Source organism: Enhygromyxa salina, from assembly GCF_002994635.1.
In the GTDB taxonomy this organism is placed as follows: Bacteria; Myxococcota_A; Polyangia; order Nannocystales; family Nannocystaceae; genus Plesiocystis; species Plesiocystis salina_B.
The window spans coordinates 50,308-73,913 of the sequence record NZ_PVNL01000100.1; the positions used below are offsets into that span (position 1 = coordinate 50,308).

A 23,606-nucleotide genomic window follows, 5' to 3' on the forward strand; every position below is an offset into this window, starting at 1 on the left:
GCACACGTAGAAAAAACGCCGCATTCGCGCGCATAGCTTGCCACAGCGCGAGGATCCATGCACCCACCCGCACCCGTCCGGACACGGGAGGTTGCGCCAGGATCCGCGCGAACGGGCACAGGCGCCGAGTTCGCTGGGCCAACCAGCGCCAACCAAAACAAAAGAGCCCGGCGCAGGGCCGGGCTCTCGAGACAGCTCGATCGATCGCTCGAGCTCAGTGGTGACCGGCAGCCGCGGGTGCAGGTGCGGCCCCCGCGGCCTCGGCCGCCTGTCGCGCGGCGGCGGCCTCGGCCGCCTCGGCGCTGTCTTCGACGTGCCGCTTGTACTCGATGCCCGCCTCTTCATTGAGTTCGGCGGTGGTGCTCATGTCGAACAACACGAACGTGAAGAAGATCGAGACGAACAAGATCGTGACGCAGAGCAAGAACGCGTAGAACCGGTCTTCATACTTGAGGTGCATGAAGAAACCGACGACCAGCGAGCCCTTGATGAACGCGATCAGCATCGCGACCGGCAAGCTCGCCGGGCCGAGCCCCGCGTACGAGACCAGGTAGGTCAAGATCGTCAGGAACAGCAGCGCGCCGAACACGAGCGAGAACTCCCACACCGGGCTGACGTGGTGGGTGTCCTCGTGCGGGTTCTCGACCAGCTTTCCGTTCAGATAAACGGTGGAGTTTTGAGTGGAGTCTGAGTGCGCCATGACTGCCTCACTTCACCAGGTAGAGGAGCGGAAAGAGGAAGATCCACACGAGGTCGACGATGTGCCAGTAGATCCCGACGTTCTCGACCGCGACGTAGTTCTCCGAGCTGAACTCGCGCCGCCGCGCGCGGATGTAGATCCATGAGAGCACGCCGATGCCGACCAACACGTGGACGCCGTGCAGCCCGGTCATGGTGAAGTACACGCCGTAGAACACGCGCGAGTACTTGGGCAGCATGTAGCCGTGCTCGAGCGCGCTGTAGTACTCGCCCGGCAGCAGCCCGTGCTCGATCTTGGCCGTGTACTCGAAGTACTTGACGATCATGAACGCGATCGCGCAGCCGATCGTGATCAACAAGTTGCGCTGGAGCGCCTTGTTGTTGTTGGTCTGCGCGGCCCGGACCCCGAGCGCCATCGTGAACGACGAGGTCAACAGCACGATGGTGTTGAAGCCACCGGCGGTCTTGTTGAGCTCCTCGGACGCGGTCAGCACCATCTCCGGGTACAGCTGCCGGATGATGAAGTAGGCCAGGAACAGGCCGCTGAACATCAGCACCTCAGTGCAGGCGAACAGCCACATGCCCAGCTTGGCCGAGCTGACCTGCTGACCAACGGTGTCGAAGTGGTGAGCGAGGAACCACGGACGGTCCTCGTGTTCTGATGCCTTGGTGCTCATGGAAGTCGCTCCAGTCGCAGTCGCATGTCAGTGCTTGCCGGTCTTGTCGATCTCCGGAAAGTCGTAGGGACTCCCGGTGACGGTCGGAGTGGTGTGGAAGTTGTGCTCGATCGGCGGGCTCGCGGTGTGCCACTCGAGCGAGACCGCGTTCCACGGGTTGCTGGAGGCGCGCTCGCCGTATTTGATCGCGTGTATGAGGGTGAACAGCACGAGGAACAGCCCGACCGCGAGGATCCAGGATCCGATGGTCGAGACCTGGTGCATGGCCTCGTACTCGGGCAGGTACGCGTAGTAGCGACGCGGCATGCCTTGGTGACCCAAGAAGAACTGGGTCATGAAGGTGGTGTTGAAGCCGATGAACACCAACAGCGCCGAGATCCGGCCAAGGGTCTCGTTGTACATCCGGCCGAACATCTTGGGCCACCAGTGGAACAGCCCGCCAAGGAACGCGACCACGGTGCCGCCGACCATGACGTAGTGGAAGTGCGCGACCACGAAGTAGGTGTCGTGAAGGTGCACGTCGATCGACAGGGTGCCCAGGTACACGCCCGTGAGCCCGCCGATCGTGAAGGTCCACAGGAACACCAGCGCGTACCACATGGGCGTGGTGTAGCGAATCGAGCCGCCGTAGAGCGTAGCGACCCACGAGAACACCTTGATCGCCGTGGGCACCGCGACCACGAAGGTCAGGAACGAGAACACGATGCCCGCGAGCTCGGACTGGCCCGAGACGAACATGTGGTGGCCCCACACGACGAACGAGATGACCGCGATCGCAACCGAGGACATCGCGATGGCCCGGTAGCCAAAGATGTGCTTGCGGCTGTGGACCGTGATCAGCTCCGAGATGATCCCGAAGCCCGGCAAGATCATGATGTAGACGGCCGGGTGGCTGTAGAACCAGAAGAAGTGCTGGTACAGGACCGGGTCGCCGCCCATCGCGGGATCGAAGATCCCGATGCTCAAGGTCCGCTCGATGACCAGCAAGAACAGCGTGATCGCCAGGACCGGGGTCGCCATCACCTGGATCAGCGCGGTCGCGTAGAGCGCCCACACCATCAGCGGCATGCGGTTCCAGGTCATGCCTGGCGCGCGCATCTTGTGGGTGGTGACCACGAAGTTGATCCCGGTGAGGATCGACGAGAACCCGGCCACGAACGCGCCCATCGTCGCCATGATCACCGCGGTACCGGTGGTCTTGGAGTAGGGCGTGTAGAAGGTCCAGCCGGTGTCGAGCGAGCCCAACACCAGGGTCAGGATCAACATGACCGCGGCGATGCAGTAGATGTAGAAGCTCAGCAGGTTGAGCTTGGGAAACGCGACGTCCTTGGCCCCGAGCATCAGCGGGAGCACGAAGTTGCCCATCGCCGCCGGGACCGACGGAATGATGAACAAGAACACCATGATCGCGCCATGCAGCGTGAAGACCTTGTTGTAGGTCGCCGCCGACATGAAGTCCTGCTGGCCGGTGAACAGCTCCGTCCTCAAGGTGATGGCCAGGAGGCCAGCGATCAAGAAGAAGAACAGCGTGGCCGTCAGGTACATCAGGCCGATGCGCTTGTGGTCGATGGTGACCACCCAAGACATCAGGCCGCGCTGGGCGGTCAGATAGCTGGGTTCCGGCTTGTGGGCCTCGGACTGGGCCTCGGACTGGGCCCCTGATTGGGCCCCCGACTGGGATTTCTTGCTGTCGTCAGACATGCTCTATCTCCCGATTACTCGAGCGACTTGATGTACGCGATGAGCGCGTTCATCTGTTCGTCGTTGATCTGCCCGGCGAATGACGGCATCTGCGGGGTGAAGCCCGCGACCACCTTCGCGTTGGGGGTGTAAATCGACTCGCGGATGTAGTTCTCGTCGACGACCACGCTGGCGCCGTCAGTGAAGGTCTCGGTCTTGCCAAACACGCCGCCGAAGCCGGGGCCGACCTTGATGGTGCTGTCGGTGTTGTGGCAGGAGTTGCAGGCGAAGGACTTGTAGACCTTCTCGCCGAACTGCTCGACGGTCTCGCCCTCGCCCTGCTCGAGCGTGGTCGCGGCCCGGACCGCCTCTTCGTACTGGTCCGGGGGCACGACCTTGACGATCGCCAGCATCGAGGAGTGCTCGTCGCCGCAGTACTCGGTGCAGAACACCGGGAACGTGCCCTCTTGGATCGCCGTGAACCACACCGAGGCGTAGCGACCCGGGACCACGTCCTTCTTGACCCGGAACGCGGGGATGTAGAACGAGTGGATGACGTCCTTGCTGGTCATCAGCAGGCGGACCGGCTGATTCAGCGGGACGATCAGCAGGGGCGCGACCTCACCGTCGAGCGCCGCGGTCGTCGCGGCCACGGGCCGGCCGGGGTACTCGATCGTCCAGTACCACTTTTGACCGGTGACCCGGATGTCGATCGCGTCGGCCGGGGGCGCGCTCAGCTTGACGAAGTCGAGCTCGCCCCAGACGAAGAACAGCATCAAGAACACCGCCGGGACCGCGCTCCAGCCGAACTCGAGCTTGCCGTTGTGGGTCAGCGGCGAGGTCTTGTCGTTGTCGCTGCGCTTCTTGTACTTCACCATGAAGTACACCATTGCGCCGATCACGAGCACGAAGGAGATGCCGCAAATGATCGTCAAGAACACATAGAGGCCATCGAGCGAGGCCGCATGGTTCGAGGCGGTCGGGAGCAGCTCCCAGGGGGTGTCCGACATCTTGGGGGTGCCGAGTTTTTCGGGAGGGATGAAAGTAGCGATCACGCCGTAGCCTCCAGCTCGCTGGGGTTTCCACCCAGGGGGTGAATCCGCCGACGACGCTCGCGCCGCCAGACGAAGACCAGTGGAATTCCGACAATGAGGACCATCAACGCGCCGCCAAGGCGCATTATCCCCATTGCAAACGGTCCGTACTCCCCCAACGACGCGTCGTAGTGGAAGCAGGACAAGATGAGTTTGTCGACGGGGCTGCCGACGCGGCCCTCGGATGCCTCGATCAGCGCGAACTTGACGTCGCTGGGCTGATACTCGAGGCCGTAGAGATACCGGGCGACCTTGCCCTCGGGCGAGGCGAACATCAGCACGGCCGGGTGCGCGTACTGATCTTGCTCGGCGTCGTAGGCGTAGCCAATCCCGAGCTGGGCCGCGAGCATGCGGATCTGCGCGGCGTCGCCAGTCAGGAAGCTCCAGTCGAGATCCGTGACCCCGAGCGCCTCGAGGTGCGAGGCCCGCTTGCTGGCCGCGAGCTCGGGCCCCTCGCGGGGATCGATGCTGACCGTGACGATCCGGTACTCCTCGCCGGCCTGCCAGTCGAACTGGTCGAGGGTCCGAGTCAGGCCGTTGAGCTGCAGGCTGCACAGGGTTGGGCAGCGGTAGTAGTTGAGGGTCAGCAGCACCGGCCGCTCGCCGTCAAAGTAGTCGCCGAGCTTCACGGACTTGCCGTCGTGATCGACGAACGCCAGATCCATGTCGAGCCGGCCGCCGAGCATCTCGTCGACCGCGATCTCGTTGGCCTCGGGCGAGAGGTTCTTGCCCGCGCGGGCGTCACCGAGCCGCGGACCGTCGCGGCCAGGCCGGGCCTGCGCCGTCCCCAACACCAGCAGGCCCGCAACCAATAGCCCGATCGACGTGATGGTCACGGCGAGCAGCTTGGCGGCTGTGGTGCGGGTGGTCATGGGACGCGACTGGTGATCTGAACGATGAGGATCGGGGTGGATCGGGAGCTCACTCGCCGTCGTTGGCGGGCGCGGGCTCGGCGGGCTTGGCCGGCTTGGGCTTGGCTGGCTTCGGCGCGTCTTGGTCGTCGGCCGGCTTGTCGGGCTTGTCGGCGGGCGCGGCCTCGTCGCCGCTGTCGGCCTCTGCGGGCTCGGGCGTGGCGTCATCATCGTTAGTATCGATCTCGCCCTCGCCCTCGGGAACCGGCTCGCCGTTGGCCGGCTCGACGGGCACTGGCGCGTCGAGATCGGGCTCGTCGTGGCCGTGATCGTCGTGCGAGCCAGCGGGGGCCGCGGCCACGCCCGCGACGAGATCGTCGGGGTGCATCCAGCCCGGCGGGGCCGGCGGCGCAGCCAGCAGCGCCGGGTTGCCAGCCATATCCTGCGCGACCCGATCGATGCCCTCGAGGTCGGTGGCCATCTTGGCCTTGTACTCGAGCAGGAAGGTCGAGCCGTCGGCTGCGTACTGCGCGTCGAGCTCGCGCCGCTGGGCGTAGAACCATTGCACCACCACCACGCAGGCCAGGAGGGTGATGAAGGAGAGCGAGACCAGCAGGCGAAACAACAGTTTGGTGTTGATCGCCTCGAGCTCGTGTCCGCCGGGATCGTGATGTCCGTGGTCTGACATGTTCGCGGCTCCTAGAAGTTCTCGTGGTTGAGCGACTCTTCGAGCCGCGGATCTTTGATCGCAACCAGCTTGCTGGTCGTCAGGGACCACCCAAACAGCGCCAGGAACAGGCCGACAAAGCCGATGAAGTAGCCGAAGTCAGCGCCCGTGAGCGTGATGCTGTTGTGGAAGTACTCGGCGACCTCGACGGCCCCGGCCTTGTGCGCGGCCGAGGCTGCGTGGTGGGCGAAGGGCGGCTGGATCAGCCAGAACATGTCGATGAACTGCATGCCGACCACGAAGAAGGCCATCCACACCAGGTAGTTCGGGTTGCGCTTCCACCCGCGCCGAAGCAGCAGGAAGAACGGCAGCACGAAGCGCCCAAAGATCACCAGCATGCTCAGGCTCAGCCACTGGCCGTGGGCCCGGTACTGGAACCAGTCGGTCTCCTCGGGGATGTTCGCGTACCAGATCAGGAAGTACTGGCTGAACCCGATGTAGGTCCAGAACACCGTGAACCCGAACATGAACTTGCCCAGGTCGTGATAGTGCTCGGGCGTGACGACGCCCTGCAGCATCCCGCCGCGCTGCAAGAAAAAGCAGACAATGACCAGGAAAGCATGGAAGGTCAGGGCGATGCCGGCGAAGTAGTAGACGCCGAAGATCGTCGAGAACCAGTGCGGGTCGAGCGACATCATGAAGTCGAACGCCCCGAAGGTCATCGACAGCGCGAACACCACCAGCCCGATCGGTGCCAAGAAGCGCTGCTTGTACGAGAGCGCGTCGGCCTCCTCGGTGGTCTTGGCGTTGTCCTGCGCCCGCGACCACTTCCAGAACAACAGGCAGACCACCCCCCACAAGAACAGGTACAGGGCGAACCGGGCCGCGAACGCGTCGGTGTTGAGGTACGCGGCCTTGGCCTGCAGCATCGGGTCGTGGAGCATCTCCTCGACGTGCATCCACTCGAACACGTTCTTGCCGGTGTCGCCCATCAGCAGCGGCAGCCCGCCGAGCGCCACGAACGGCAGGGTGAACATCGCGTTCTCGGCCAGGCGCCGGACCACGATCGACCAGTTGGCGCGGACCAGGTGCTGAATGATCACGAAGATCATCCCGCCAAACCCGAGCGAGAGCGCGAACATGAAGCCGTTGAGGTAGGCCGTCCACTGCTTGGCGTGCCACAGGTGCGCGTCCTCGGCGAACACCCCGCCGGGGCTCGGCGAGAAGTAGCCGAGCGCGAACCCGGCCACAGCCAAGACCGCGCCGATGATCGGCAGCTTGGCCCACAGGCTGGCCTTGTCGATCTGGATCTGCTTGTCCTCGATGTCCGAGACTTTTTTATGGTGAGCACTCATTGCGCGCCCTCCTTCACCGTGTGCGGGTTGGGGGGCTCGACGACCGCGCTCGCGGTCACGGGCGCCGCCGCCCAGCCCTTGTCCTTGCCGTGGATCTGCAGCGCGCGGACCCACACGGCGATCGCCCAGCGATCCTCGACGGGGATCTGCGCCGCGTAAGGCAGCATGTTGGGCAGCTTCCCGTTGGTGATGACCTCGTAGAAGTAGCCGAGCGGCATCGGCAGCAGCCGCTCTTGATGCAGGTTGGCCGGCGCGACCTTGAAGCCGCCGCCGCGCTGGGTGACCGGGCCGATCCCCTGCCCGCTCTGGTCGTGGCAGGGCGCGCAGTAGATGTCGTAGCGCTCATGCCCGCGCTCGAGCAGCGCGGCGTCGAGCTTGATGCTCTCGGGCAGCTGGTCGGCGAGGCGGCCGTCGAAGTCGCGGCCGCGCCACAGCAGGTCGTCGTCCTTGAGGTAGCCGCGCGCGACCGTGCCCTCGACGGGGGACCGCATGACCCGCCCGTCGTCGAACATCTCGGTCCGCTCCTGCGGGTCCCACTTGTCCTGGAAGTCCATGTTCCAGACGATGTGGACCGGCGGATCCTCGGAGCGGTTGCCCCAACAGCCAGTCAGGGTGCCCGCCGCGACGACACCGACGAGGCCGAGGACGGCGCTGTGTAGCGCGGGTTTGGATGGCTTACGCATTAGTCGTCCACCTCCTCGACCGCGACCGCCGCGGTCTCTTCGAGGAGCTTGCGCGTCTTCTCGAGGTCGTACTTGGGGTCGCTGGCCTCGATCGCAATGAAGAAGCGATCGTCCGTCGCGCGGGCGAACCGAGCGATGTTGAACAGCGGGTGGTAGAGCTGGGGCAGCTTGTTCAGGCCCAGCATCCCGAACACGGCGCCGAACGCCGAGAACAGGATCCCGAGCTCGAAGGTCACCGGCACGTTGGCCTGAAACGAGAACAGCGGCTTGCCGGCGATGACCAGCGGGTAGGCGATCGTCGACGACCACCACTGCAAGAGCAGGCCGGAGGCCGCGCCCGTCATGCCACACGCGAACACGATCCACGGCAGCACCGAGGGCTTGATGCCCATGGCCTTGTCGAGGTTGTGGACCGGGAACGGCGTGTAGGAGTCCCAGCGCTTGTAGCCGGCGTCGCGGACCTTCTCGCAGGCCTTGAAGATCGCCGCGGCGCTGTCGTACTCGGCGAGCACGCCGAATTTCTTCTGCTTGGAAGCCTGCTTGGAAACCTGTTTGGGCTCGGCCATGGCAGTCAGCTCCTAGTGGTCGTCACCTGGGGGGTGTGGATTGGCGGCGGGCATGACTGCCTTGATCTCGGCGAGCGCGATCATGGGCAGGTAGCGGATGAACAGGCAAAACAGCGTGAAGAACAGCCCGAACGAGCCGACCAGCATGCCGACGTCCCAGATCGTGGCGGAGTAGTAGTCCCAGCTCGACGGCAGGAAGTCGCGGCTGAGCGAGGTCACCGTGATCACGAAGCGCTCGAACCACATGCCGATGTTGACGAAGATCGACAGCACGAACAGCGCGACCGGGCTGCGCCTGATCTTCTTGAACCACACCAGCTGCGGCGTGATCACGTTGCAGCTGATCATGATCCAGTAGGCCCAGGCGTAGGGCCCGAACGCGCGGTTGACGAACGCGAAGGACTCGTAGGGGTTGCCCGAGTACCACGCGATGAAGAACTCCATCGCGTAGGCGTAGCCGACCATGCTGCCGGTCAGCAGGATGATCTTCGCCATGTTCTCGAGGTGCTTGATCGTGATGATGTGCTCGAGCCCGTACCACTTGCGGATCGGGATGAGCAGGGTCAACACCATCGCAAACCCGGAGAAGATCGCGCCCGCGACGAAGTAGGGCGGGAAGATCGTGGTGTGCCAGCCGGGCAGCTGCGAGACCGCGAAGTCGAAGCTGACGATCGTGTGGACCGAGAGCACCAGCGGGGTCGCGAGGCCGGCGAGCAGCAGGTAGGCCTTCTCGTAGTGCTGCCAGTGGCGGGTCGAGCCGCGCCAGCCGAGCGAGAACAGCCCGTACGCGAACCGGCGGATCTTGGTGGTCGCGCGGTCGCGCATGGTCGCCAGATCCGGGATCAGGCCGACGTACCAGAACAGCAGCGAAACGGTGAAATAGGTAGAAACCGCGAACACGTCCCACAGCAGCGGGCTGCGGAAGTTGGGCCACATCTGCATCTGGTTGGGCAGCGGCAGCGCCCAGTAGATGACCCACGGCCGCCCGGTGTGGAAGGTGGGGAAGGTCAGGGCGCAGATGACCGCGAAGATGGTCATGGCCTCGGCCGATCGGTTGACCGCCGTGCGCCACTGCTGCCGGAACAGGAACAGGATCGCCGAGATCAGCGTACCGGCGTGACCGATGCCGACCCAGAAGACGAAGTCGACGATCGCCCAGCCCCAGTCGACCGGGTTGTTGAGGCCCCAGATGCCGACGCCCCGCCACAGCAGCCAAAACAGCGACACGCCGAAGATGGACAGGCCGCCGAGGGCCGGCAAAAACGCCAACCACCATGCGAGGCCAGGCTGCTCGACGGGCGTGCAGACTTGCTCGGTGAGGTCGTGGAAGCTCGGCCCGCCTTCGACGAGCAGCTTGCGCCCGCGGACGGGGTCGAGAGGATCGCGTTCTTTGGAAGCCATGATACGCCTGCTACGCCGGGTTCACGCGAGCTTGGGGTTGGGGTTGCGCACGCGGGCCAGGTAGGTGGTCCGCGGCTTGGTGAGGAGGTCTTGCAGGACCGCGTAGTCGCGCGGGCTCTGCTCGCGCTCCCGGTAGTCCTCGTTGCGAGTGGAGTACTTGAGCGCCGAGACCCGGGTGGTCGGGTCCGAGATGTCGCCAAACACGATCGCTTCGGCCGGGCACACCTGCTCGCACGCGGTCACGATCTCACCGTCGCGGACCTTGTCGCGGCCGTCGACGTGGGCCTCGATCTTGGCCGCGTTGATGCGCTGCACGCAGTAGCTGCACTTCTCGATGACGCCGCGGAACCGGACGGTGACGTCGGGGTTCTTCTGCATCTGCTCGGTCAACGGGATGACCTCGTTGTAGTGCAGGAAGTTGAAGCGCCGGACCTTGTATGGGCAGTTGTTGGCGCAGTAGCGCGTGCCGATACAGCGGTTGTAGGCCATGTCGTTGAGGCCCTCGGGGCTGTGAGCCGTGGCCGCGACCGGGCATACGTTCTCGCACGGGGCGGTCTCGCAGTGCTGGCACAGCATCGGCATCACCACGGCCTCGGGGTTGTCCTCCGGGCCGGTGTAGTAGCGATCGATGCGGATCCAGTGCATCTCGCGGCCGTTGGAGACCTCTTTCTTGCCGACGACCGGGATGTTGTTCTCGGCCTGGCAGGCGATCACGCACGCGTTGCACGAGATGCAGCTGTTGAGGTCGATGCTCATGGCCCACTGGTGGGGGCCGTGGAGGATCGGCACCGACAAGGTCGGGTTGACCTCGGGGTCGTAGCGAGCCCACGGCTCCTTGAGCCGCTCCTTGGGCATGAGGTCGCCCTTCTTGGAGAACTCGGGGTCCTTCCTGAACCCGGTGACGGTCGCCTCGCGGTAGATCGGGCGGGGCTCGTAGTTCAGGATCGGCGTGCCCGCGGCCCCGTCGGGATCGAGCAGGCCGTAGTCCTGGGTCGAGACCAGCAGGTAGTTGCCCGAGCCGCGGCTGACCTCGCCGCGGTGGAACCACCGGGCCTGGTCGCGGCGCAGCGGGTTGACGTCGAACCCGGCCCCGTCGGCGACGGACCCGATCCCCCGCCGGCCGTAGCCGAGCGCGACCGAGACGGTGCGATCGTGCTGGCCGGGGGCGATCCACGCGGGCATCGAGATGCTGGTGTCGCCGACCTTGATCGCCAGGTTGTCGCCGTTCTCGACCCCGAGCTCGGTGGCCGTGCGGGCCGAGATGTAGGCGCCGTTGTCCCAGGTCAGCTTGCTGATCGGGTGCGGCAGCTCCTGCATCCACCCGTTGTTGCTGTACTCGCCAGCGAGCACCTTGGCGTCGAGGTGGAAGTTGATCTCGTAGGGGCCCTCTTCGACGCGGCGGCTGACCATGAGGTCCGCGAACGGCTGCCACTTGTTGGGCCGGACCGAGGTCGGGCTGCGCGGGATCCCGGAGACCAGGCCCTCGTGCAGCCAGCGACGCCAGACCCGATCCGACAAGGTCGCGGGGTTGGGCGTGCGCGCGCTGGCGCTGGCGATCTCGCCGTCCCAGTAGTCGCGGACCAGCTGGTCGCCCGGCTTCTCGACCGTGCTCAGCGCCCACTCGCCGCTGGCCGCGTCCTGGTGCGGCACGAACATCGCGAGGATCTCGAGCGCGCTGCGGGTGTCGTGGAGCGGAGCGATCAGCGGCTGCTGGATCGAAACGGTGCCGTCGATCGCCTCGAGGTCACCCCAGGCCTCCAGGAAGTGCGAGAGCGGCAGGTGCCAGTGGGCGACCTGGGCGGTCTCGTCGTGGTAGGTGCCGGCGTGGATCAGCAGCTTGGCGGTGGCCAGCTTGTCGGCCATGCCGAGCTGCCCCGGCGCGTCGTAGACCGGGTTGGTGCCGAGGCACAGGACCGTGTGAATGGTCTTGGCCTCGAGCCCGGCGGCCAGCTCCGCGAGGTCGACGTAGGGGACCGTGTCGAGCCGGTGGTTGAAGCGCAGCGGCCCAGGTGGGTTGGCGCTCGCCGACAGCAAGGTCGCGTTGAGCAAGAACGCGAGGCCGTGGGCCAGCGGCGGCTGACGCTCACCGACGAGCACGCAGACCCGCTCGGTCTTGGACTGACCAACCTGGTCGGGGGCGCCGGGCTGGATCCGCGCGAACAGATCTTCGGCCAGGACCGAGACGAAGCGCTGGGTCCGGGCGTCGAACTGACCGCGGGCGCCGATCACCGAGGCGAACTGCTCGGAGCCGGGCGGCAGCGTCACGCCGTGGGTCTCGACCAGCTCGACGAGCAGCGCCGCGAGGAAGTCGATGACGTCGCCGGCCGGCAGCCGCAGGCGCTCATCGGCCTGGGCGCCCGTGCTGGTCAGGTGCGGCTCGATCACGTAGAGCCGGTTCATGCCCGAGGTGTCCTCGGGGCCGGCGAGCTTGCGCCGCTGCACATACTCGCGGGCCAGGCGGACGTGATCTTGCTCGACGCCGAGGAAGTCCGAGTCCGCCGCGACGATGACCGTGGCCTCTTGGAGGCTGTGGAACGCGCGGGCCCCCTCGCCCGCGACCATCTCGGCGGCGCGGATCGAGTTGATCGGATAGGTCGGGTCGTCGAGCACGACCTTGGCCTTGGGGTAGGTCTGGACGAAGCGCTGCTGCAGGGCGCGGAAGCTGGGCGACAAGCTGCCCGGCACGACCAGCGCGACCCCTTCGCCGCCGCTGGCGTGGAGCTTGGCGAATTCCTCGCTGAGCGCGGCCCAGGCGTCACCCCAGTTGGTCGGGACTTGGGCGTCCCACTGAACGCTGAGCTCGGTGACCTCGCGGCCCTGCTCGTCGATGTAGACGTTCCAGGCGCCGCCGCTCTCGATCAGGGCCTCGCACTTGGCCTTGGCCGCGTTGCCGGCGTCGACCGACTTGCTGTCGGCCAAGGTCAGCTCGCGCAGGCGCTCGCACATGCCGTGCGCGACCTGCTCTTTGGCCTGGACCCCCTGACCCGGGGCCGCGAACGCGTGGGCGCTGACGGTCTTCGAGCGCGGCGTGACCGAGCGCTCGGGATCATAGAGGTTGAGGATCGTGCCCTGGGCCCACACGTCGGTGGCGCCCTGCGAGCCCGAGTGCTGCGGGTTGCCCTCGATCTTGGTCGGCCGCCCATCTTGGGACTCGACCAGCAAGCCCATGACGGTGGCGCCGACCTGAACGGCGGTCGCGTAGTACGTGGGCACGCCGGGGATCAGATCCTCCGGGCGCTTCGCGAAGGGCATGATGTTCTGGGCCGGCTTGCGAACGCAGCCGGTCGAGGTCAGCCCCGCGAGCGCCGTGGAGGCGCCGAGCAGACCCATGAACTTGCGCCGCGAGGCGCCGCCTTCGACCACGAGCTCGTCGGCGCCGGGCCGAAACTCTGCGCCGGCCGCATGGCTGCCGAGCACGTTGAGCTTGGTCTTGCGTTGCGCGACGCTGCTCCAGTAGTTCTTGAGCGCCTGGTTGGGCTTCTTGGTGCTAGGCTGGCTAGTCATCGGTGGCACCCCGAGCAGTGGACCGGCGGCGAAGGCATGCGCTTGCGCTCGAGGTCCTTGGTGGCGTCGTAGGCGGCTTGCTCTGGCGACCCGTCCCAATTCATGTTGGTGACTTGGTCGAGCGGCCGAAGGTTGGGTTCCGGGTTGCGGTGACAGTCGAGGCACCAACCCATGGACATGGGCTCGGCCTGCTCGACCACGACCATGTTGTCGACGCGACCGTGACAGGTGGCACAGCCGACGCCCGCGGCCACGTGGGGCCGGTGATCGAAGAACGCGTAGTCAGGCAGCAAGTGCACCCGGACCCACGGGATCGACTCGCCGGTCTCGTAGCTGCTGCGGACCAGCGCCAACCGGGGGCTCTCGGTCTGCACCTGCGAGTGGCAGTTCATGCAGGTCTGCGTGGGCGGGACCGCGGCGTGGGGCGAGACCTCGACCGTGTTGTGGCAGTACCGACAATCGATGCCCATGTCGCCAGCGTGCAGCGCATGGCTGTACTCGACGGGCTGCTTGGGCCGGTAGCCCATGTCCGTGTACAGCGGAGACCACCAGTACCAGACGGCGAAGATGAGGAAGGCCCCAACCAATGGCGCGACGACACCGATGGCGAGGGGGATTTTGTTTGTCCAGCGAGGGAAGATGGCCGGCACGAGAGTTCACCTTTCACAGGCGGGCGCGAGGCAGAGCTCGCTCGAGACACCGCGGGTGATCGGGCTGCGGTACGAGGAAGTCCCCCGACCACCCGAATTCGGCTGAGGAATCGCCAAAACGCTGTGATTCGCGCCCAAACGAAGCTCTCCGGGCGCGGAAACTATCAGTCGGTCGTCCTGGTGGCAACCTCCCGAATACCGGGTGCAGGTAACCATTTGCGGCCAATCCGCAAACCAGTCGACCATGATCGCAGTGCGGTAGGTACGCATTGCGCGGTGCATGGGAACCCGCTGATCCAGCTGAGCCATCCGGTTTAGCTGGCTCGGCTGATGCGGGTGAACCGCGTAATTTGCATGATCGAATGCCATGCTCATGACGCGGCCTTGCCCGAAGGCGTGGACCAACGGGGCGAAAAGGTCTTGATGTAGTTGGCGAGGGCCGACAGGTCCTCGGGGCGCATGCCCTTCCAGCTGGGCATGCCCCGCTCCGGCGCGCCGACCTGGATCCGCTCGGTCAGCTGCTCGTGGGTGGGCAGCTCGCCCTCGGCGACGAACGAAAACTGACCAGCGCGAAAGTCTGCCGGTGGGAATTTGAGGTTGCGCGCCGCCGGTCCGTCCCCTGCCCCGGCGTCACCGTGGCAAGACACACAATGCACTCGATAGAGATCGCGTCCCTGGTTGAGCGCCTCCGGGGAGACCTCGCTGCCGCCCAGGGTCATCGGCTCGGTGAACGCGGGCGCGCCAGAGTTGCAGCCGCTGAGCAACACCAAGCCCAGCGCCAGACCGCTCGTCACCCCGGCCGTCATCACTCGCCCTCCTCGATCCGAATCACCCGCAGGGTCCGGTGAAAGAGCTCGTTGAGGCCGTCCTCGTCGGTCGAGTAGTAGCCGCGGATATTGCCGTAGCGATCGACCAGCGCGAGCTTGGTCGAGTGGGCGATGTCGATCACGCCGGGGTCGCGGCCGGCCACCTGCTCGGCGTCGCCCACGGCGAGCTTGAAGCCGCCGACCACGAAGTCCTCGATCGCCTGCTCGTCGCCGGTGATGAACCGCCAATTGTCGAGGTTGGCCCCGATCGACTCGGCGTAGGCGGCCATCACCTCCGGCGTGTCGTACGCGGGGTCTACGCTGACCGTGAGCAGCTCGACCCGATCGTCGAGCCGCGCGCGGCTGACCTGGTCCTGGAACGAGAGCATCGCGCGGCTGATCGCCGGGCAGGTGCTGGGGCAGCGCGTGAACACGAACCCGACCACCCAGGTCTTGTCGGCCGCGAGCAGCTCGCCGCGGTCGAAGGTGTCGCCGCTCGAGTCGACCAGCGTGAACGCCGGGACCTCGCCGACCACCTCTGGGGGCGGCGGCCGCCGAACCAGCAGCGGGCGCATCACCGTGATCATGGTCAGGAAGAACAAGATCCCGATCAGCCAGATGTGCCGACGCAGGAACAGGATCCACGGCGCGGGCTGATCCCACGGCTGGGGCCCAGCGGCGGACTCGGCGGGCGCGGTCACTAGAGGCCCCCCGAGGACGCCGAGAACCACAACAGATCGACGACCAGCGCCAGCGTCACGACCGGCAGGTAGATCAGCGAGAACCCAAACAGCTGCCGAGCCCAGCGCAGCTCGGCGGAGTGCTCGTGCGTGGTCAGACCCTTGATCGCAAAGCCCAGGTAGACCAGGCCAGCGGCGCCGGCGATCACCATGTAGACCTCGCTGGTGACCCCGAGGGGCGTCAGCGCCAGGCTCACGGGGATCAGCAGGGCCGCCCACAAGATCGCCTGGACCTTGGCGACGGTCTCGCCGCGCACGACCGGCACCACGCGGATCCCCGCGTCGGCGTAGTCTTGCTTGCGGAAGATCGAGATCGCCAGAAAGTGCGGCATCTGCCAGACCAGCAAGATCCCAAACAACACGGCGCCGGGCAGATCCAGCGAGCCCGTCACCGCGGTCCACCCCAGGACTGGCGGGACCGCGCCCGGGACCGCGCCGATCACCAAGGCCAGCGGCGTCTTGCGCTTGAGCGGGGTGTAGACCAGCCAGTAGCTGAGCAGCGCGAACGCAGCGAGCCCGGCCGTCAGCAGGTTGGTGCCCAGGCCCAAAACCAGCATCGACGCGACGCCGAGCCCGCTCGCAAACCAGGTGGCACCGCGGACGCTCAGCCGGCCCGCCGCGAGCGGACGGTTGCGCGTGCGGGCCATGCTGCGATCGCCCTCGCGCTCGGCGATCATGTTGAAGGCGTTGGCCGACGCGACAGCCAGGCCCGAGCCGATCAGCGCGGCCGCCCACATGATCCAACCGCTCCAACCGCTCCAACCGATCCAGCCGCTCGCGCCCGGCGTGGAAGCTGGCGCGAGCCACAGCCCACCGGCCGTCATGATCAGACACATGCGGACAATCCCGGGCTTGGTCAGCGCCAGGTAGTCCCGCACGGGGCTGGTCTTCGGATCCGCTGGATTGGTCACAGCTGGACCGCCGATTGCCCTGTCCGGCAGAAAGAGTCAATGGCTCGATAGGCCTCGGCACATGCGCACTCGCGCTTGTTCCGGCAAACCATGCCCCGCTCTTCGCAGCGAGCGTAGACCCAGCGCCCGCTCCCACCCGCGGTGGCCGGGTTTCGCGCTCGCTCGAGCATGTCGTCGCTGGCCGCGTGCTTGTCCGACGTGGGGTCGAGATACTGCTCACACGTCTCGTCGCGCTCGCGCGCGCTCAAGCAGTGCTGCATCAAGATCCCGACACCCTGCAGACAGACGGCCGCGTTGGCGTCGTGCTGATCGCAGGCGCCATACCAGCCGACGACCTCGTCGACGCAGCCCTCGGCGTCGAGCGTGGCACCGACCGCGTCCATGTTCGAGATTCCCTGCGCGACCCACCGCTCCGAGTTCGCGTAGCGCCAGTAGCCGAGCACGCCGACGACCACGCTGATCAGCGCGATCGCACTGAACACGTACTTGAGGCTGTTGTCGGGCTCGACGTTGGGACCACTCGAACCCTCATTTAAACCAAGTTTTGGCGCGGCGACGGGAGCAGGATCAGCCGCGAGGGGCCGTTCACGATCCTCGGTATGGGCATTTTGCCCATCATTGAGCCTCGCCACGCGGGCCGAACCTACTCGGCACCGTTGGACAGGTCAACGCGAGCCGAGCCAGAAACATTTGCGAGACTCGGCACGCTCGATCACACCTGCAATGCACGCCGTGGGCTCATGACTTGCGGCTCGCGGGGGCGCCGAACATCATCGCGCCGACTTGCCCGCGACACCGCACGGACACTGGTGGACGATTACCTCGGACGTGCGCGGGCGCGTCCGCGCACCCAAGCTCGACGATCAAGCATGGTCCCTGCTGATCGACGATCCCGAAGGTGGCGAGGGTCCGGGCGGTCCGGTGACGCTCGCGGGGCTGCGCGGGGGGCCGCGCTCGGGCGACCTCTACCTGCTCGTCCACGGGCTCGGGGGTGACGCTGAGCGGCCCTACATGCGCGAGGCTGCCGCGGCAGTCCGCGCGCGCGGCCACGCCAGCTTGCGGATCTCGATGCGCGGCGCCGGCCGCAGCAGCGCCGACTTTTATCACGCGGGGCTCGCCTCGGATCTCGAGCGCGTGCTCGGCGACCCCTCGCTGGCCGATCACGCGCGGGTGTTCGTGCTCGGATTCTCGCTCGGCGGCCACGTCAGCATTCAGCTCGCGCTGCGAGCTCGACCCGATCCGCGCGTCGCCGCCGTCGTCGCGATCTGTGCGCCCCTCGATCTCGCGCGCACCGTCGAGCTGATCGACCACCCCCGCGCGTGGATCTACCGACGCCACGTGCTCGACGGGCTGAGCAAGATCCACGTGAAGGTCCACGGCCACAGCCCGCGGTTTCGCTCGATCCGCCAGTGGGACATGGCCACGGTGGTCCCTCGGTTCGGGTTCGACAGCGTCGAGCACTACTGGCGATCGCAGACCGCGGGCCCGCGGCTGCGTGAGGCCAGCGTTCCGCTGCTGGTCGTCGCCGCCACCGGTGACCCGATGGTCCCCGCCGAGACGCTGCGTCCGTATCTCACGCGCGCGGGCGCCGGTGTCGATGTTCGCTGGGCCCGCCGCGGCGGCCACGTCGGATTTCCAGCCAACCTCGACCTCGGGCTGCCCGGCGAGCTCGGCCTGTTCAACCAGGTGCTGACCTGGTGCGCCGCCATCTGAGCTGTTTTCAGCTCGGGCGAGACTCCTCGCCCGCTTGCAGGCGCCATGCGTGGACCGGTTCGCCGTTGGCAGCGAGCTGTTTTCAGCTCGGGCGGGGCTCCTCGCCTGGGCGCGACACGCAGCTTGCCCTGCGGAGGGCTGAAGCCGAGACTGTGGGGGTCACACCGCGCGTGTGTCCTTGACCTTGGCGAGACCTATCATGACCCAACCTTCGATCCAGCTGTCTGTTCTGTTCACTGTGTGCGCCGGGCTGTCGCTCGGCTGTGCCGGCGGCGAGGGCGAGGAGTCCCCTGCCAGCTTCAGCGCCAGCTTCACCGCCAGCAACAGCGACGGCGACGGCGACGGCGACGGCGACGAGGACAACTCGGGAGATGGGGACGCCGACACCGAGCCGGGGGACGGCGACCCGGGTGATGGCGACGCCGACACGACCCCGGGCGACGGCGACGGCGACGGCGACTCCGGAGATGGCGACGGCGAGCCCGAAGATCCGTGCATGTTGAAGTGCGACGGCAAGATCGACAGCACCCCCAACACCTGCGATGGCGCCTACGTGATCGGCCGGACCGCGGCCAAGGCCGGGTTCTTCTTTGGCGGCAGCACCCAGTCGGCGACCAACGACGAGAGCGGCGCCTGCGGGCCGGTCGACATCCCGGCCAACCTCGATCAGGGCCACGATCACTTCTTCAGGATCTGGCTGGTCATGGGCGACACGATCACGGTCACGCAAAACCCCAACAACTGGGTAGCGATCCTGAAGGTCCACGACGAAGCGGACTGTGTCGGCAACGCCAAGGTCTGCAGCGACACCCCCGATCCGGCGACCGTCGAGTACACCGCGCTCAAGTCCGACTGGTTCACGATCGTCGCGGACGGGCGCAGCCTGGGGCTCGGCGACTACGGGGACTACACCCTCATGGTCGACCTCGAGGTCGGCCCCAACCTCGACGAGTGCGCCTGCCTGTGAGCCGCGCCAGCGCGGGCTGAACCCCGGCCTGCTAGCCGGCGCTGGCTTCGACGCAGCGCACGGCCTTGGCCTTGCCCCACTCGCGGACGTTGACGAACACCGCCTCGAACTCGCCGGTCGGGCTGACAAAGTAGGTGTCGGGGATCTTCTCGCTGCCCCACAGCTGCTGCGCGTCGGCGGCCTTGGCCCGCAGCACTCGCACGGGGGTCTCGGTCAGGCCCATGCGCTCGAGGTACGGAGCGATCAACTCGGGCTCCTGGTCGACGCTGATCGCGATCACGGCGACGTCGTCACGCTCGGCCATCCGCGAGCCGAGCACGTGCAGGTCCGGCCACTCGCGGGTGCAGGGCTCGCACCAGGTCGCCCAGAAATTCACGACCAGGAACTTGCCGCGAAACTCGTCGAGCGAGACCGGCGTGCCGTCGAGCTCCTCGAGCTCGAGGTCCGGGATCGCGCCTGACTTGGGCGTGGGCGTGAGCGGGCGACAGGCGGCCCCCTGCTGGGCCTCGACCGCCGGGACCAGGGCCTGGGCGAACCCGAACACCAGCAGACCCCCGACCAGGACGAAGGTGATCATCGCCGCGACCGCGAGCGGGTCGAGCCGCCCCGGTGCCGGCTTGGACCGGATCGGGTCCGGGGCGGGGATCAGCACGCTGGGAGGGTCTTGCATCGCGCTCCTCAGTCCACGGTCGTCTTCGCGTCGGCCATCAGCTTGCCGTACACCTCGCTGGGCGCGGTGCCGCTGCTGACCATCTGCTTGGCCTCGGCCAGGTGCTCTTGAAACAGCGCCTCGAAGGCCTGGTAGCCGAGCGCGCCCGAGACATAGCGGCCGTTGATGAAGAACGCCGGCGTGCCGTTGACGCCGAACTTGTCAGCTAGCTGCTCATCCTCGGTCAGCTGGTTGTTGACCACCTCACCGTCGAAGTCGGCCTTGAACTGCTCGACGTCGAGGCCGAGCTCCTCGGCGACCTTCTCGAACTGCTGCATCGACGTCAGCTGGCGCAAGAACAGCTTGTCGTGCATCTCCCAGAACTTGCCCTGCTGCGCGGCGGCCAGCGCGGCCTTGCTGGCGTCGCGGGCCTTGGGGTGCAGAGAGGTGAGCGGGCGCTGGATGTAGACCAGGCGGACCTCGTCCGGGTGGGCCTCGAGCAGACGATCGAGGTCGGTCTTGACCTTCGAGCAGTACGGGCAGTGGTAGTCCGCGAGCTCGACGACGGTGACCAGCGCGGTGTGGGGGCCCTTCATCGGCCGGCCCTCGACGGGGATCTTGTAGACCGAGGTGTCGTCGGGCTCGCCGGCCCGCCGCTCGCGCTTGGCCTGGGGCGGCCGCGTGGGCGCGCCGGGCTGGTGATCGAGCGCGTCCTTCATGAGGTGGGCGTAGAGCTCGGATCGCGGGACGCCGTCGTCGACGACCTCTTTGGCGTACTCGAGCTCGGCCTCGATGATCTTCCGCCAGTCGATCGCGCTGCGCTTGCCGCGGTAGAGGTGACCGTTGACGAAGAACGCCGGGGTCCCCGTGACGCCGACCTTCGAGCCCGCGAGCATGTCGGAGTCGACCGCGGCCTTGGCCTCGGGGGACTCCATGTCGCGGCCAAACTTGCTGGCGTCGAGCCCCCGCTCCTTGACCCAGTCGGGCACCTTCTCGATCGAAGCCTTGGCCTCGAACAGGCGATCGTGGAACACCCAGAAGTCACCCTGCTGATGAGCGGCCCACGACGTGTAGGCGGCCGGCGCCGCGGCCCGGTGGCCCGGCAGCGGGTAGTGCTTGAAGATCAGGCGCACGTCCCCCTCGTAGCTGGACATCGCGTCGGCCAGCGGCTCGACCGACTGGGCGCAGTACGGGCACTGGTAGTCCGCGAACTCGATGATCGTCACCAGCGCGTCGTCGGGACCCTGCTGCGGCTCGTCGCCGCGCAGCTCGACGTGGTAGCGATCGCCCGTCTCGGGCACCGGCTTGTCGCCGAATTTGACCCGCACCCACTGCCCGACGAAGTAGCCGAGCACCAAGGTCGCGAGGAACCCGAGCACGAACACGAGGTTGCCGAGCAGCTTGCTGCGCTTGTCACCGGCGCCGCTGACCTTGGCTCCCGCGTCGGGCTTGGCGTCGGGCTTGGGCGGCTCGGACGCGTCCTTCTGGTCACTCCGATCATTCCGATCGTTCCGATCGTTCCGATCGTTCCGATCGTTCCGATCATGGAGCGACGACTCCTCGATCGTCTGATCGTCGGTGTCGGGCGCGGTGTCGGGCTCGTGCTCTTGCTTGTCGTCTTCGGACATCTGTGACTCCGAGTTGGCACCCGGGGCCTGGCCCAGGGTCGCGGAAGCTTACTGTTTGGTAGCGCTGAAACCAGCCCTGGCGAGCCCGGCTCACGGCTTCGTGTCGTGAGCCATGCTCGCCAGGACCGCACCGGACCAGCGAGTCGCTGGACCGGTGGGTCCGGGGAGGGCTAGCCCTCCTTCTCGGCCTTCTCGGCCTTCGCGGGCTTCTCGGCCTTCGCGGGCTTCTCGGCCTTCTCGTTTTTGGCGGCGGGCTTCTTGTCGTCACCCTCGGCGGCCTTGTCCCCAGGCTTGGCGGCCGGATCCGCCTTCGCCAGGGCCTCGAAGCCACCCGCGAGCTCCTCATCGAACGCCGTCGCCGCCATCTGCAGCGGCACGGCGCCCCGCATCGAGCGGCCGTTGATGAAGAAGTTCGGGGTCCCCGACACGCCATGCTTCGAGCACAGCGCCTTGTCGTCGACGATCTTCTGCTTGGTCGCCTCCGAGTTCCAGTCGGTCATGAACTTGTCGACGTCGAGGCTCAGCTGGGCAGCCATCGCCTTGAAGTCGGCCTCGGTCCGCTTGGTCCGATCCGCGAACAGCAGGTCATGCATCTCGAAGAACTTGCCCTGGTTGCCAGCCGCGATCGCGGCCCGGTGCGCCGCCTCGGCGGTCTTGTGCATCGGCAGCGGGAAGTTGGCGAAGTAGAACGCGGTGACGTCCTTGTACCTCGGGTCCGCGAACACGGCGTCGACCAGCTCGGCCCCACGCGTGCAGTATGGGCAGTCGAAGTCCGAGCACTCGACCAGGGTCAGCTTCGGGTTCTCGAGGTTGCCCTTGCCGGCGAGCGTCGAGACGTCGATGTCCCGGCGGGTGTGATCGGCGACCGGCGGCGGCTTGACCTCGGTCTCCCAGCCCTTCGACATCTCCTCGTAGAGATTCTCGGGCTCGACCTCGTTGGCCTCCATGTACGCCTTGGCCTTGGCCAGCTCCTCGCTGACCACGGCGTCGAACGCCTCGAACGGCTGCGCGCCCGAGAGCGGACGGCCGTTGACGAAGAACGCCGGGGTCCCGCCCGCGCCGAACTGCATCGCAACCTTCTGGTCGCCGGCGATCAGCTCGGCGATCGCCGGGCTCTTGCGATCGGCGTTGAACTTGTCGACGTCCAGGCCGAGCTGCTTGGCGATCTCGACGTAGGCCGCGTCGTTGAGCCCACGCGTCTCCGCCTTGGCGAACAGCGCGTCGTGCATCTCCCAGAACTTGCCCTGCTGATGGGCAGCCAGCGCCGCGCTCGCGGATGGCACGGCCTCCTTGTGCATCGGCAGCGGCTGCTGACGGAACACGACCCGCACGTCCGCCCCGTACTTCTCTTCGATCTGCTTGAGCGTGGGCAGGACCTTGCGGCAGTACGGGCACTCGAAGTCCGAGTACTCGACGATCGTCACCAGCGCGCCAGCCTCACCCTTTTGCGGGCGGTCATCGACGGGCACCGCGTAGTTCTTCGAGGGATCGGGCTTGCCGGGCCGGGCCTGCTGCTGCTGCTTGCCCTTGGCCGCGGCGGCCGGACGCTCGGGCGCCGCCCGCTCGGCCTTGGCGGCCTTCATGATCCGCGCGTAGATCTCACTCTTCTTGGAGCCGGCGTCGAGCAGCGCCTGGGCCATCACCTTCTCGGCCTCGATCATCTCCTTGAGCTGCTCGGGGCTCTTGGTCCCGCGCTCGGGCCGACCGTTGATGAAGAAGCTCGGGGTCGAGCCAACGCCAAACTTCCGGCCCTGCTCCATCTCGGCGTCGACCTTCGCGGCGAAGGTGTGACCGGTGAGATCGGCCTTGAACTTGGCCATGTCCGGCACGCCGACCTGCTCGGCGTAGCGGATCAGATCCTCGTCGCTGAGCTGGCGAGCGTTCTCGAAGATCAGATCGTGGAGTTCCCAGCCCTTGCCCTGGGCGTGAGCGGCGAGCACTGCCTCGGACGCGGGCTTGGCCCGGTCGTGCATCGGCAGCGGGAACTGCTTGAACACCACGCGGACGTCGTCGGGGTACTCTTCGGAGATCTGCTTGAGCGAGTTAGCCAGGCGCGAGCAGTACGGACACTGGAAGTCCGAGTACTCGACGATCGTCACCAGCGCGCCGTCCGGCGCCCCGTGCCACAGATCATCTTTTTCGTAGGTGATCTGGTAGCGCTCTCCGGTGACCTTGTCGTTCATCGAGGCGTCGACCTCGTCCATGGTCACGAAGGTGCCGGTGCCAGCTTGCGCGGCGCCAGCCTTGGGTGGCGGGGCCACGCAGCCAGTAGTAGCGGTCGCGCCAAGTCCGAACAGCAGCCCGGCGGCGATGAGGGTTTGAAGTGCAAAACGCTTCATGATGATTGTCCTTGTCTGATGATCAG

Annotated in this window: 21 protein-coding genes; 2 read left to right on the forward strand and 19 right to left on the reverse strand. The window is 66.6% G+C overall.

The annotated features are described in order from the left end of the window. Positions 1-214 precede the first annotated feature (214 nt). From ENSA7_RS44105 to ENSA7_RS24625, 16 genes are all read right to left on the reverse strand, one after another. Positions 215-700, reverse strand: coding sequence for a cytochrome C oxidase subunit IV family protein (locus ENSA7_RS44105; RefSeq protein WP_181234063.1), 486 nt, complete (start codon positions 698-700; stop codon positions 215-217). Positions 701-707: 7 nt separating this feature from the next. After that, positions 708-1,376 carry a cytochrome c oxidase subunit 3 family protein gene (locus ENSA7_RS24555; protein WP_106091773.1) on the reverse strand — a complete coding sequence of 223 codons (669 nt, stop codon included), beginning with the start codon at positions 1,374-1,376 and terminating at the stop codon, positions 708-710. A 27-nt stretch (positions 1,377-1,403) separates the two neighbouring features. Further along, on the reverse strand, positions 1,404-3,077 hold the full coding sequence (gene ctaD, locus ENSA7_RS24560; protein ID WP_280524033.1) for a cytochrome c oxidase subunit I: 1,674 nt from the start codon (positions 3,075-3,077) through the stop codon (positions 1,404-1,406). Between the two features lie 14 nt (positions 3,078-3,091). Next, the gene (gene coxB / locus ENSA7_RS24565; protein ID WP_106091774.1) at positions 3,092-4,066 is read right to left on the reverse strand and encodes a cytochrome c oxidase subunit II; all 975 of its coding nucleotides are present in this window, start codon (positions 4,064-4,066) and stop codon (positions 3,092-3,094) included. Between the two features lie 41 nt (positions 4,067-4,107). Next, positions 4,108-5,022 (reverse strand): SCO family protein, encoded by a 915-nt coding sequence (locus ENSA7_RS24570; RefSeq protein ID WP_106091775.1) that lies wholly within the window; start codon positions 5,020-5,022, stop codon positions 4,108-4,110. Between the two features lie 49 nt (positions 5,023-5,071). Further along, positions 5,072-5,689 carry a hypothetical protein gene (locus ENSA7_RS24575; RefSeq protein WP_106091776.1) on the reverse strand — a complete coding sequence of 206 codons (618 nt, stop codon included), beginning with the start codon at positions 5,687-5,689 and terminating at the stop codon, positions 5,072-5,074. Between the two features lie 11 nt (positions 5,690-5,700). Then, positions 5,701-7,023, reverse strand: a complete 1,323-nt coding sequence (locus ENSA7_RS24580; RefSeq protein ID WP_106091777.1) for a quinol:cytochrome C oxidoreductase — start codon at positions 7,021-7,023, stop codon at positions 5,701-5,703. Beyond that, a complete protein-coding gene (locus ENSA7_RS24585; RefSeq protein ID WP_106091778.1) occupies positions 7,020-7,706 on the reverse strand; it encodes a c-type cytochrome in 687 nt (228 codons plus the stop codon). The genes ENSA7_RS24580 and ENSA7_RS24585 overlap by 4 nt, the downstream gene beginning before the upstream one ends. After that, complete coding sequence (locus ENSA7_RS24590; RefSeq protein WP_106091779.1) at positions 7,706-8,272, reverse strand: DUF3341 domain-containing protein; 567 nt, start codon at positions 8,270-8,272, stop codon at positions 7,706-7,708. The genes ENSA7_RS24585 and ENSA7_RS24590 overlap by 1 nt, the downstream gene beginning before the upstream one ends. A 12-nt stretch (positions 8,273-8,284) precedes the next feature. Further along, positions 8,285-9,673 carry an NrfD/PsrC family molybdoenzyme membrane anchor subunit gene (gene nrfD / locus ENSA7_RS24595; RefSeq protein WP_106091780.1) on the reverse strand — a complete coding sequence of 463 codons (1,389 nt, stop codon included), beginning with the start codon at positions 9,671-9,673 and terminating at the stop codon, positions 8,285-8,287. Positions 9,674-9,694: 21 nt separating this feature from the next. After that, complete coding sequence (locus tag ENSA7_RS24600; RefSeq protein ID WP_106091781.1) at positions 9,695-13,177, reverse strand: 4Fe-4S dicluster domain-containing protein; 3,483 nt, start codon at positions 13,175-13,177, stop codon at positions 9,695-9,697. Continuing rightward, positions 13,174-13,764, reverse strand: coding sequence for a cytochrome c3 family protein (locus ENSA7_RS24605; protein WP_244923898.1), 591 nt, complete (start codon positions 13,762-13,764; stop codon positions 13,174-13,176). Before ENSA7_RS24605 ends, ENSA7_RS24600 begins: the two co-directional genes overlap by 4 nt. A 434-nt stretch (positions 13,765-14,198) precedes the next feature. Further along, the gene (locus ENSA7_RS24610) at positions 14,199-14,633 is read right to left on the reverse strand and encodes a c-type cytochrome (protein WP_106091783.1); all 435 of its coding nucleotides are present in this window, start codon (positions 14,631-14,633) and stop codon (positions 14,199-14,201) included. Then, positions 14,633-15,334, reverse strand: a complete 702-nt coding sequence (locus ENSA7_RS24615; RefSeq protein ID WP_106091784.1) for an SCO family protein — start codon at positions 15,332-15,334, stop codon at positions 14,633-14,635. Before ENSA7_RS24615 ends, ENSA7_RS24610 begins: the two co-directional genes overlap by 1 nt. Then, entirely contained in the window at positions 15,334-16,284 is a 951-nt protein-coding gene (cyoE, locus tag ENSA7_RS24620) for a heme o synthase (RefSeq protein ID WP_106091785.1), read from the reverse strand. Before cyoE ends, ENSA7_RS24615 begins: the two co-directional genes overlap by 1 nt. Then, the gene (locus tag ENSA7_RS24625; protein WP_106091786.1) at positions 16,281-16,766 is read right to left on the reverse strand and encodes a hypothetical protein; all 486 of its coding nucleotides are present in this window, start codon (positions 16,764-16,766) and stop codon (positions 16,281-16,283) included. Before ENSA7_RS24625 ends, cyoE begins: the two co-directional genes overlap by 4 nt. A 301-nt stretch (positions 16,767-17,067) precedes the next feature. Here ENSA7_RS24625 and ENSA7_RS24630 point away from each other — a divergent pair, with 301 nt between their 5' ends. Next, a complete protein-coding gene (locus tag ENSA7_RS24630) occupies positions 17,068-17,997 on the forward strand; it encodes an alpha/beta fold hydrolase (RefSeq protein WP_146158091.1) in 930 nt (309 codons plus the stop codon). Positions 17,998-18,196: 199 nt separating this feature from the next. Then, the gene (locus ENSA7_RS44110; RefSeq protein ID WP_181234064.1) at positions 18,197-18,964 is read left to right on the forward strand and encodes a hypothetical protein; all 768 of its coding nucleotides are present in this window, start codon (positions 18,197-18,199) and stop codon (positions 18,962-18,964) included. A gap of 31 nt (positions 18,965-18,995) precedes the next feature. On the opposite strand, the gene ENSA7_RS24645 is transcribed toward ENSA7_RS44110, so the two are convergent. The 3 genes from ENSA7_RS24645 to ENSA7_RS24655 form a co-directional block, all read right to left on the reverse strand. Further along, positions 18,996-19,634, reverse strand: a complete 639-nt coding sequence (locus tag ENSA7_RS24645; protein ID WP_106091789.1) for a TlpA family protein disulfide reductase — start codon at positions 19,632-19,634, stop codon at positions 18,996-18,998. 8 nt (positions 19,635-19,642) lie between these two features. Beyond that, positions 19,643-21,241 (reverse strand): DsbA family protein, encoded by a 1,599-nt coding sequence (locus ENSA7_RS24650; RefSeq protein ID WP_106091790.1) that lies wholly within the window; start codon positions 21,239-21,241, stop codon positions 19,643-19,645. A 170-nt stretch (positions 21,242-21,411) separates the two neighbouring features. Further along, positions 21,412-23,580 (reverse strand): DsbA family protein, encoded by a 2,169-nt coding sequence (locus ENSA7_RS24655; protein ID WP_106091791.1) that lies wholly within the window; start codon positions 23,578-23,580, stop codon positions 21,412-21,414. Between the last annotated feature and the right edge of the window lie 26 nt (positions 23,581-23,606).

What these genes read in the sequence shown, in the direction of transcription:
- ENSA7_RS24580 (WP_106091777.1), bottom strand. Translation starts at nt 7,023, where the DNA reads ATGAGTGCTCACCATAAAAAAGTCTCGGACATCGAGGACAAGCAGATC.
- ENSA7_RS24655 (WP_106091791.1), bottom strand. Translation starts at nt 23,580, where the DNA reads ATGAAGCGTTTTGCACTTCAAACCCTCATCGCCGCCGGGCTGCTGTTC.
- ENSA7_RS24600 (WP_106091781.1), bottom strand. Translation starts at nt 13,177, where the DNA reads ATGACTAGCCAGCCTAGCACCAAGAAGCCCAACCAGGCGCTCAAGAAC.
- ctaD (WP_280524033.1), bottom strand. Translation starts at nt 3,077, where the DNA reads ATGTCTGACGACAGCAAGAAATCCCAGTCGGGGGCCCAATCAGGGGCC.
- ENSA7_RS24570 (WP_106091775.1), bottom strand. Translation starts at nt 5,022, where the DNA reads ATGACCACCCGCACCACAGCCGCCAAGCTGCTCGCCGTGACCATCACG.
- ENSA7_RS24590 (WP_106091779.1), bottom strand. Translation starts at nt 8,272, where the DNA reads ATGGCCGAGCCCAAACAGGTTTCCAAGCAGGCTTCCAAGCAGAAGAAA.
- ENSA7_RS24610 (WP_106091783.1), bottom strand. Translation starts at nt 14,633, where the DNA reads ATGACGGCCGGGGTGACGAGCGGTCTGGCGCTGGGCTTGGTGTTGCTC.
- ENSA7_RS24555 (WP_106091773.1), bottom strand. Translation starts at nt 1,376, where the DNA reads ATGAGCACCAAGGCATCAGAACACGAGGACCGTCCGTGGTTCCTCGCT.
- ENSA7_RS24575 (WP_106091776.1), bottom strand. Translation starts at nt 5,689, where the DNA reads ATGTCAGACCACGGACATCACGATCCCGGCGGACACGAGCTCGAGGCG.
- ENSA7_RS44110 (WP_181234064.1), top strand. Translation starts at nt 18,197, where the DNA reads ATGACCCAACCTTCGATCCAGCTGTCTGTTCTGTTCACTGTGTGCGCC.
- ENSA7_RS24645 (WP_106091789.1), bottom strand. Translation starts at nt 19,634, where the DNA reads ATGCAAGACCCTCCCAGCGTGCTGATCCCCGCCCCGGACCCGATCCGG.
- ENSA7_RS44105 (WP_181234063.1), bottom strand. Translation starts at nt 700, where the DNA reads ATGGCGCACTCAGACTCCACTCAAAACTCCACCGTTTATCTGAACGGA.
- ENSA7_RS24585 (WP_106091778.1), bottom strand. Translation starts at nt 7,706, where the DNA reads ATGCGTAAGCCATCCAAACCCGCGCTACACAGCGCCGTCCTCGGCCTC.
- ENSA7_RS24650 (WP_106091790.1), bottom strand. Translation starts at nt 21,241, where the DNA reads ATGTCCGAAGACGACAAGCAAGAGCACGAGCCCGACACCGCGCCCGAC.
- coxB (WP_106091774.1), bottom strand. Translation starts at nt 4,066, where the DNA reads ATGTCGGACACCCCCTGGGAGCTGCTCCCGACCGCCTCGAACCATGCG.
- nrfD (WP_106091780.1), bottom strand. Translation starts at nt 9,673, where the DNA reads ATGGCTTCCAAAGAACGCGATCCTCTCGACCCCGTCCGCGGGCGCAAG.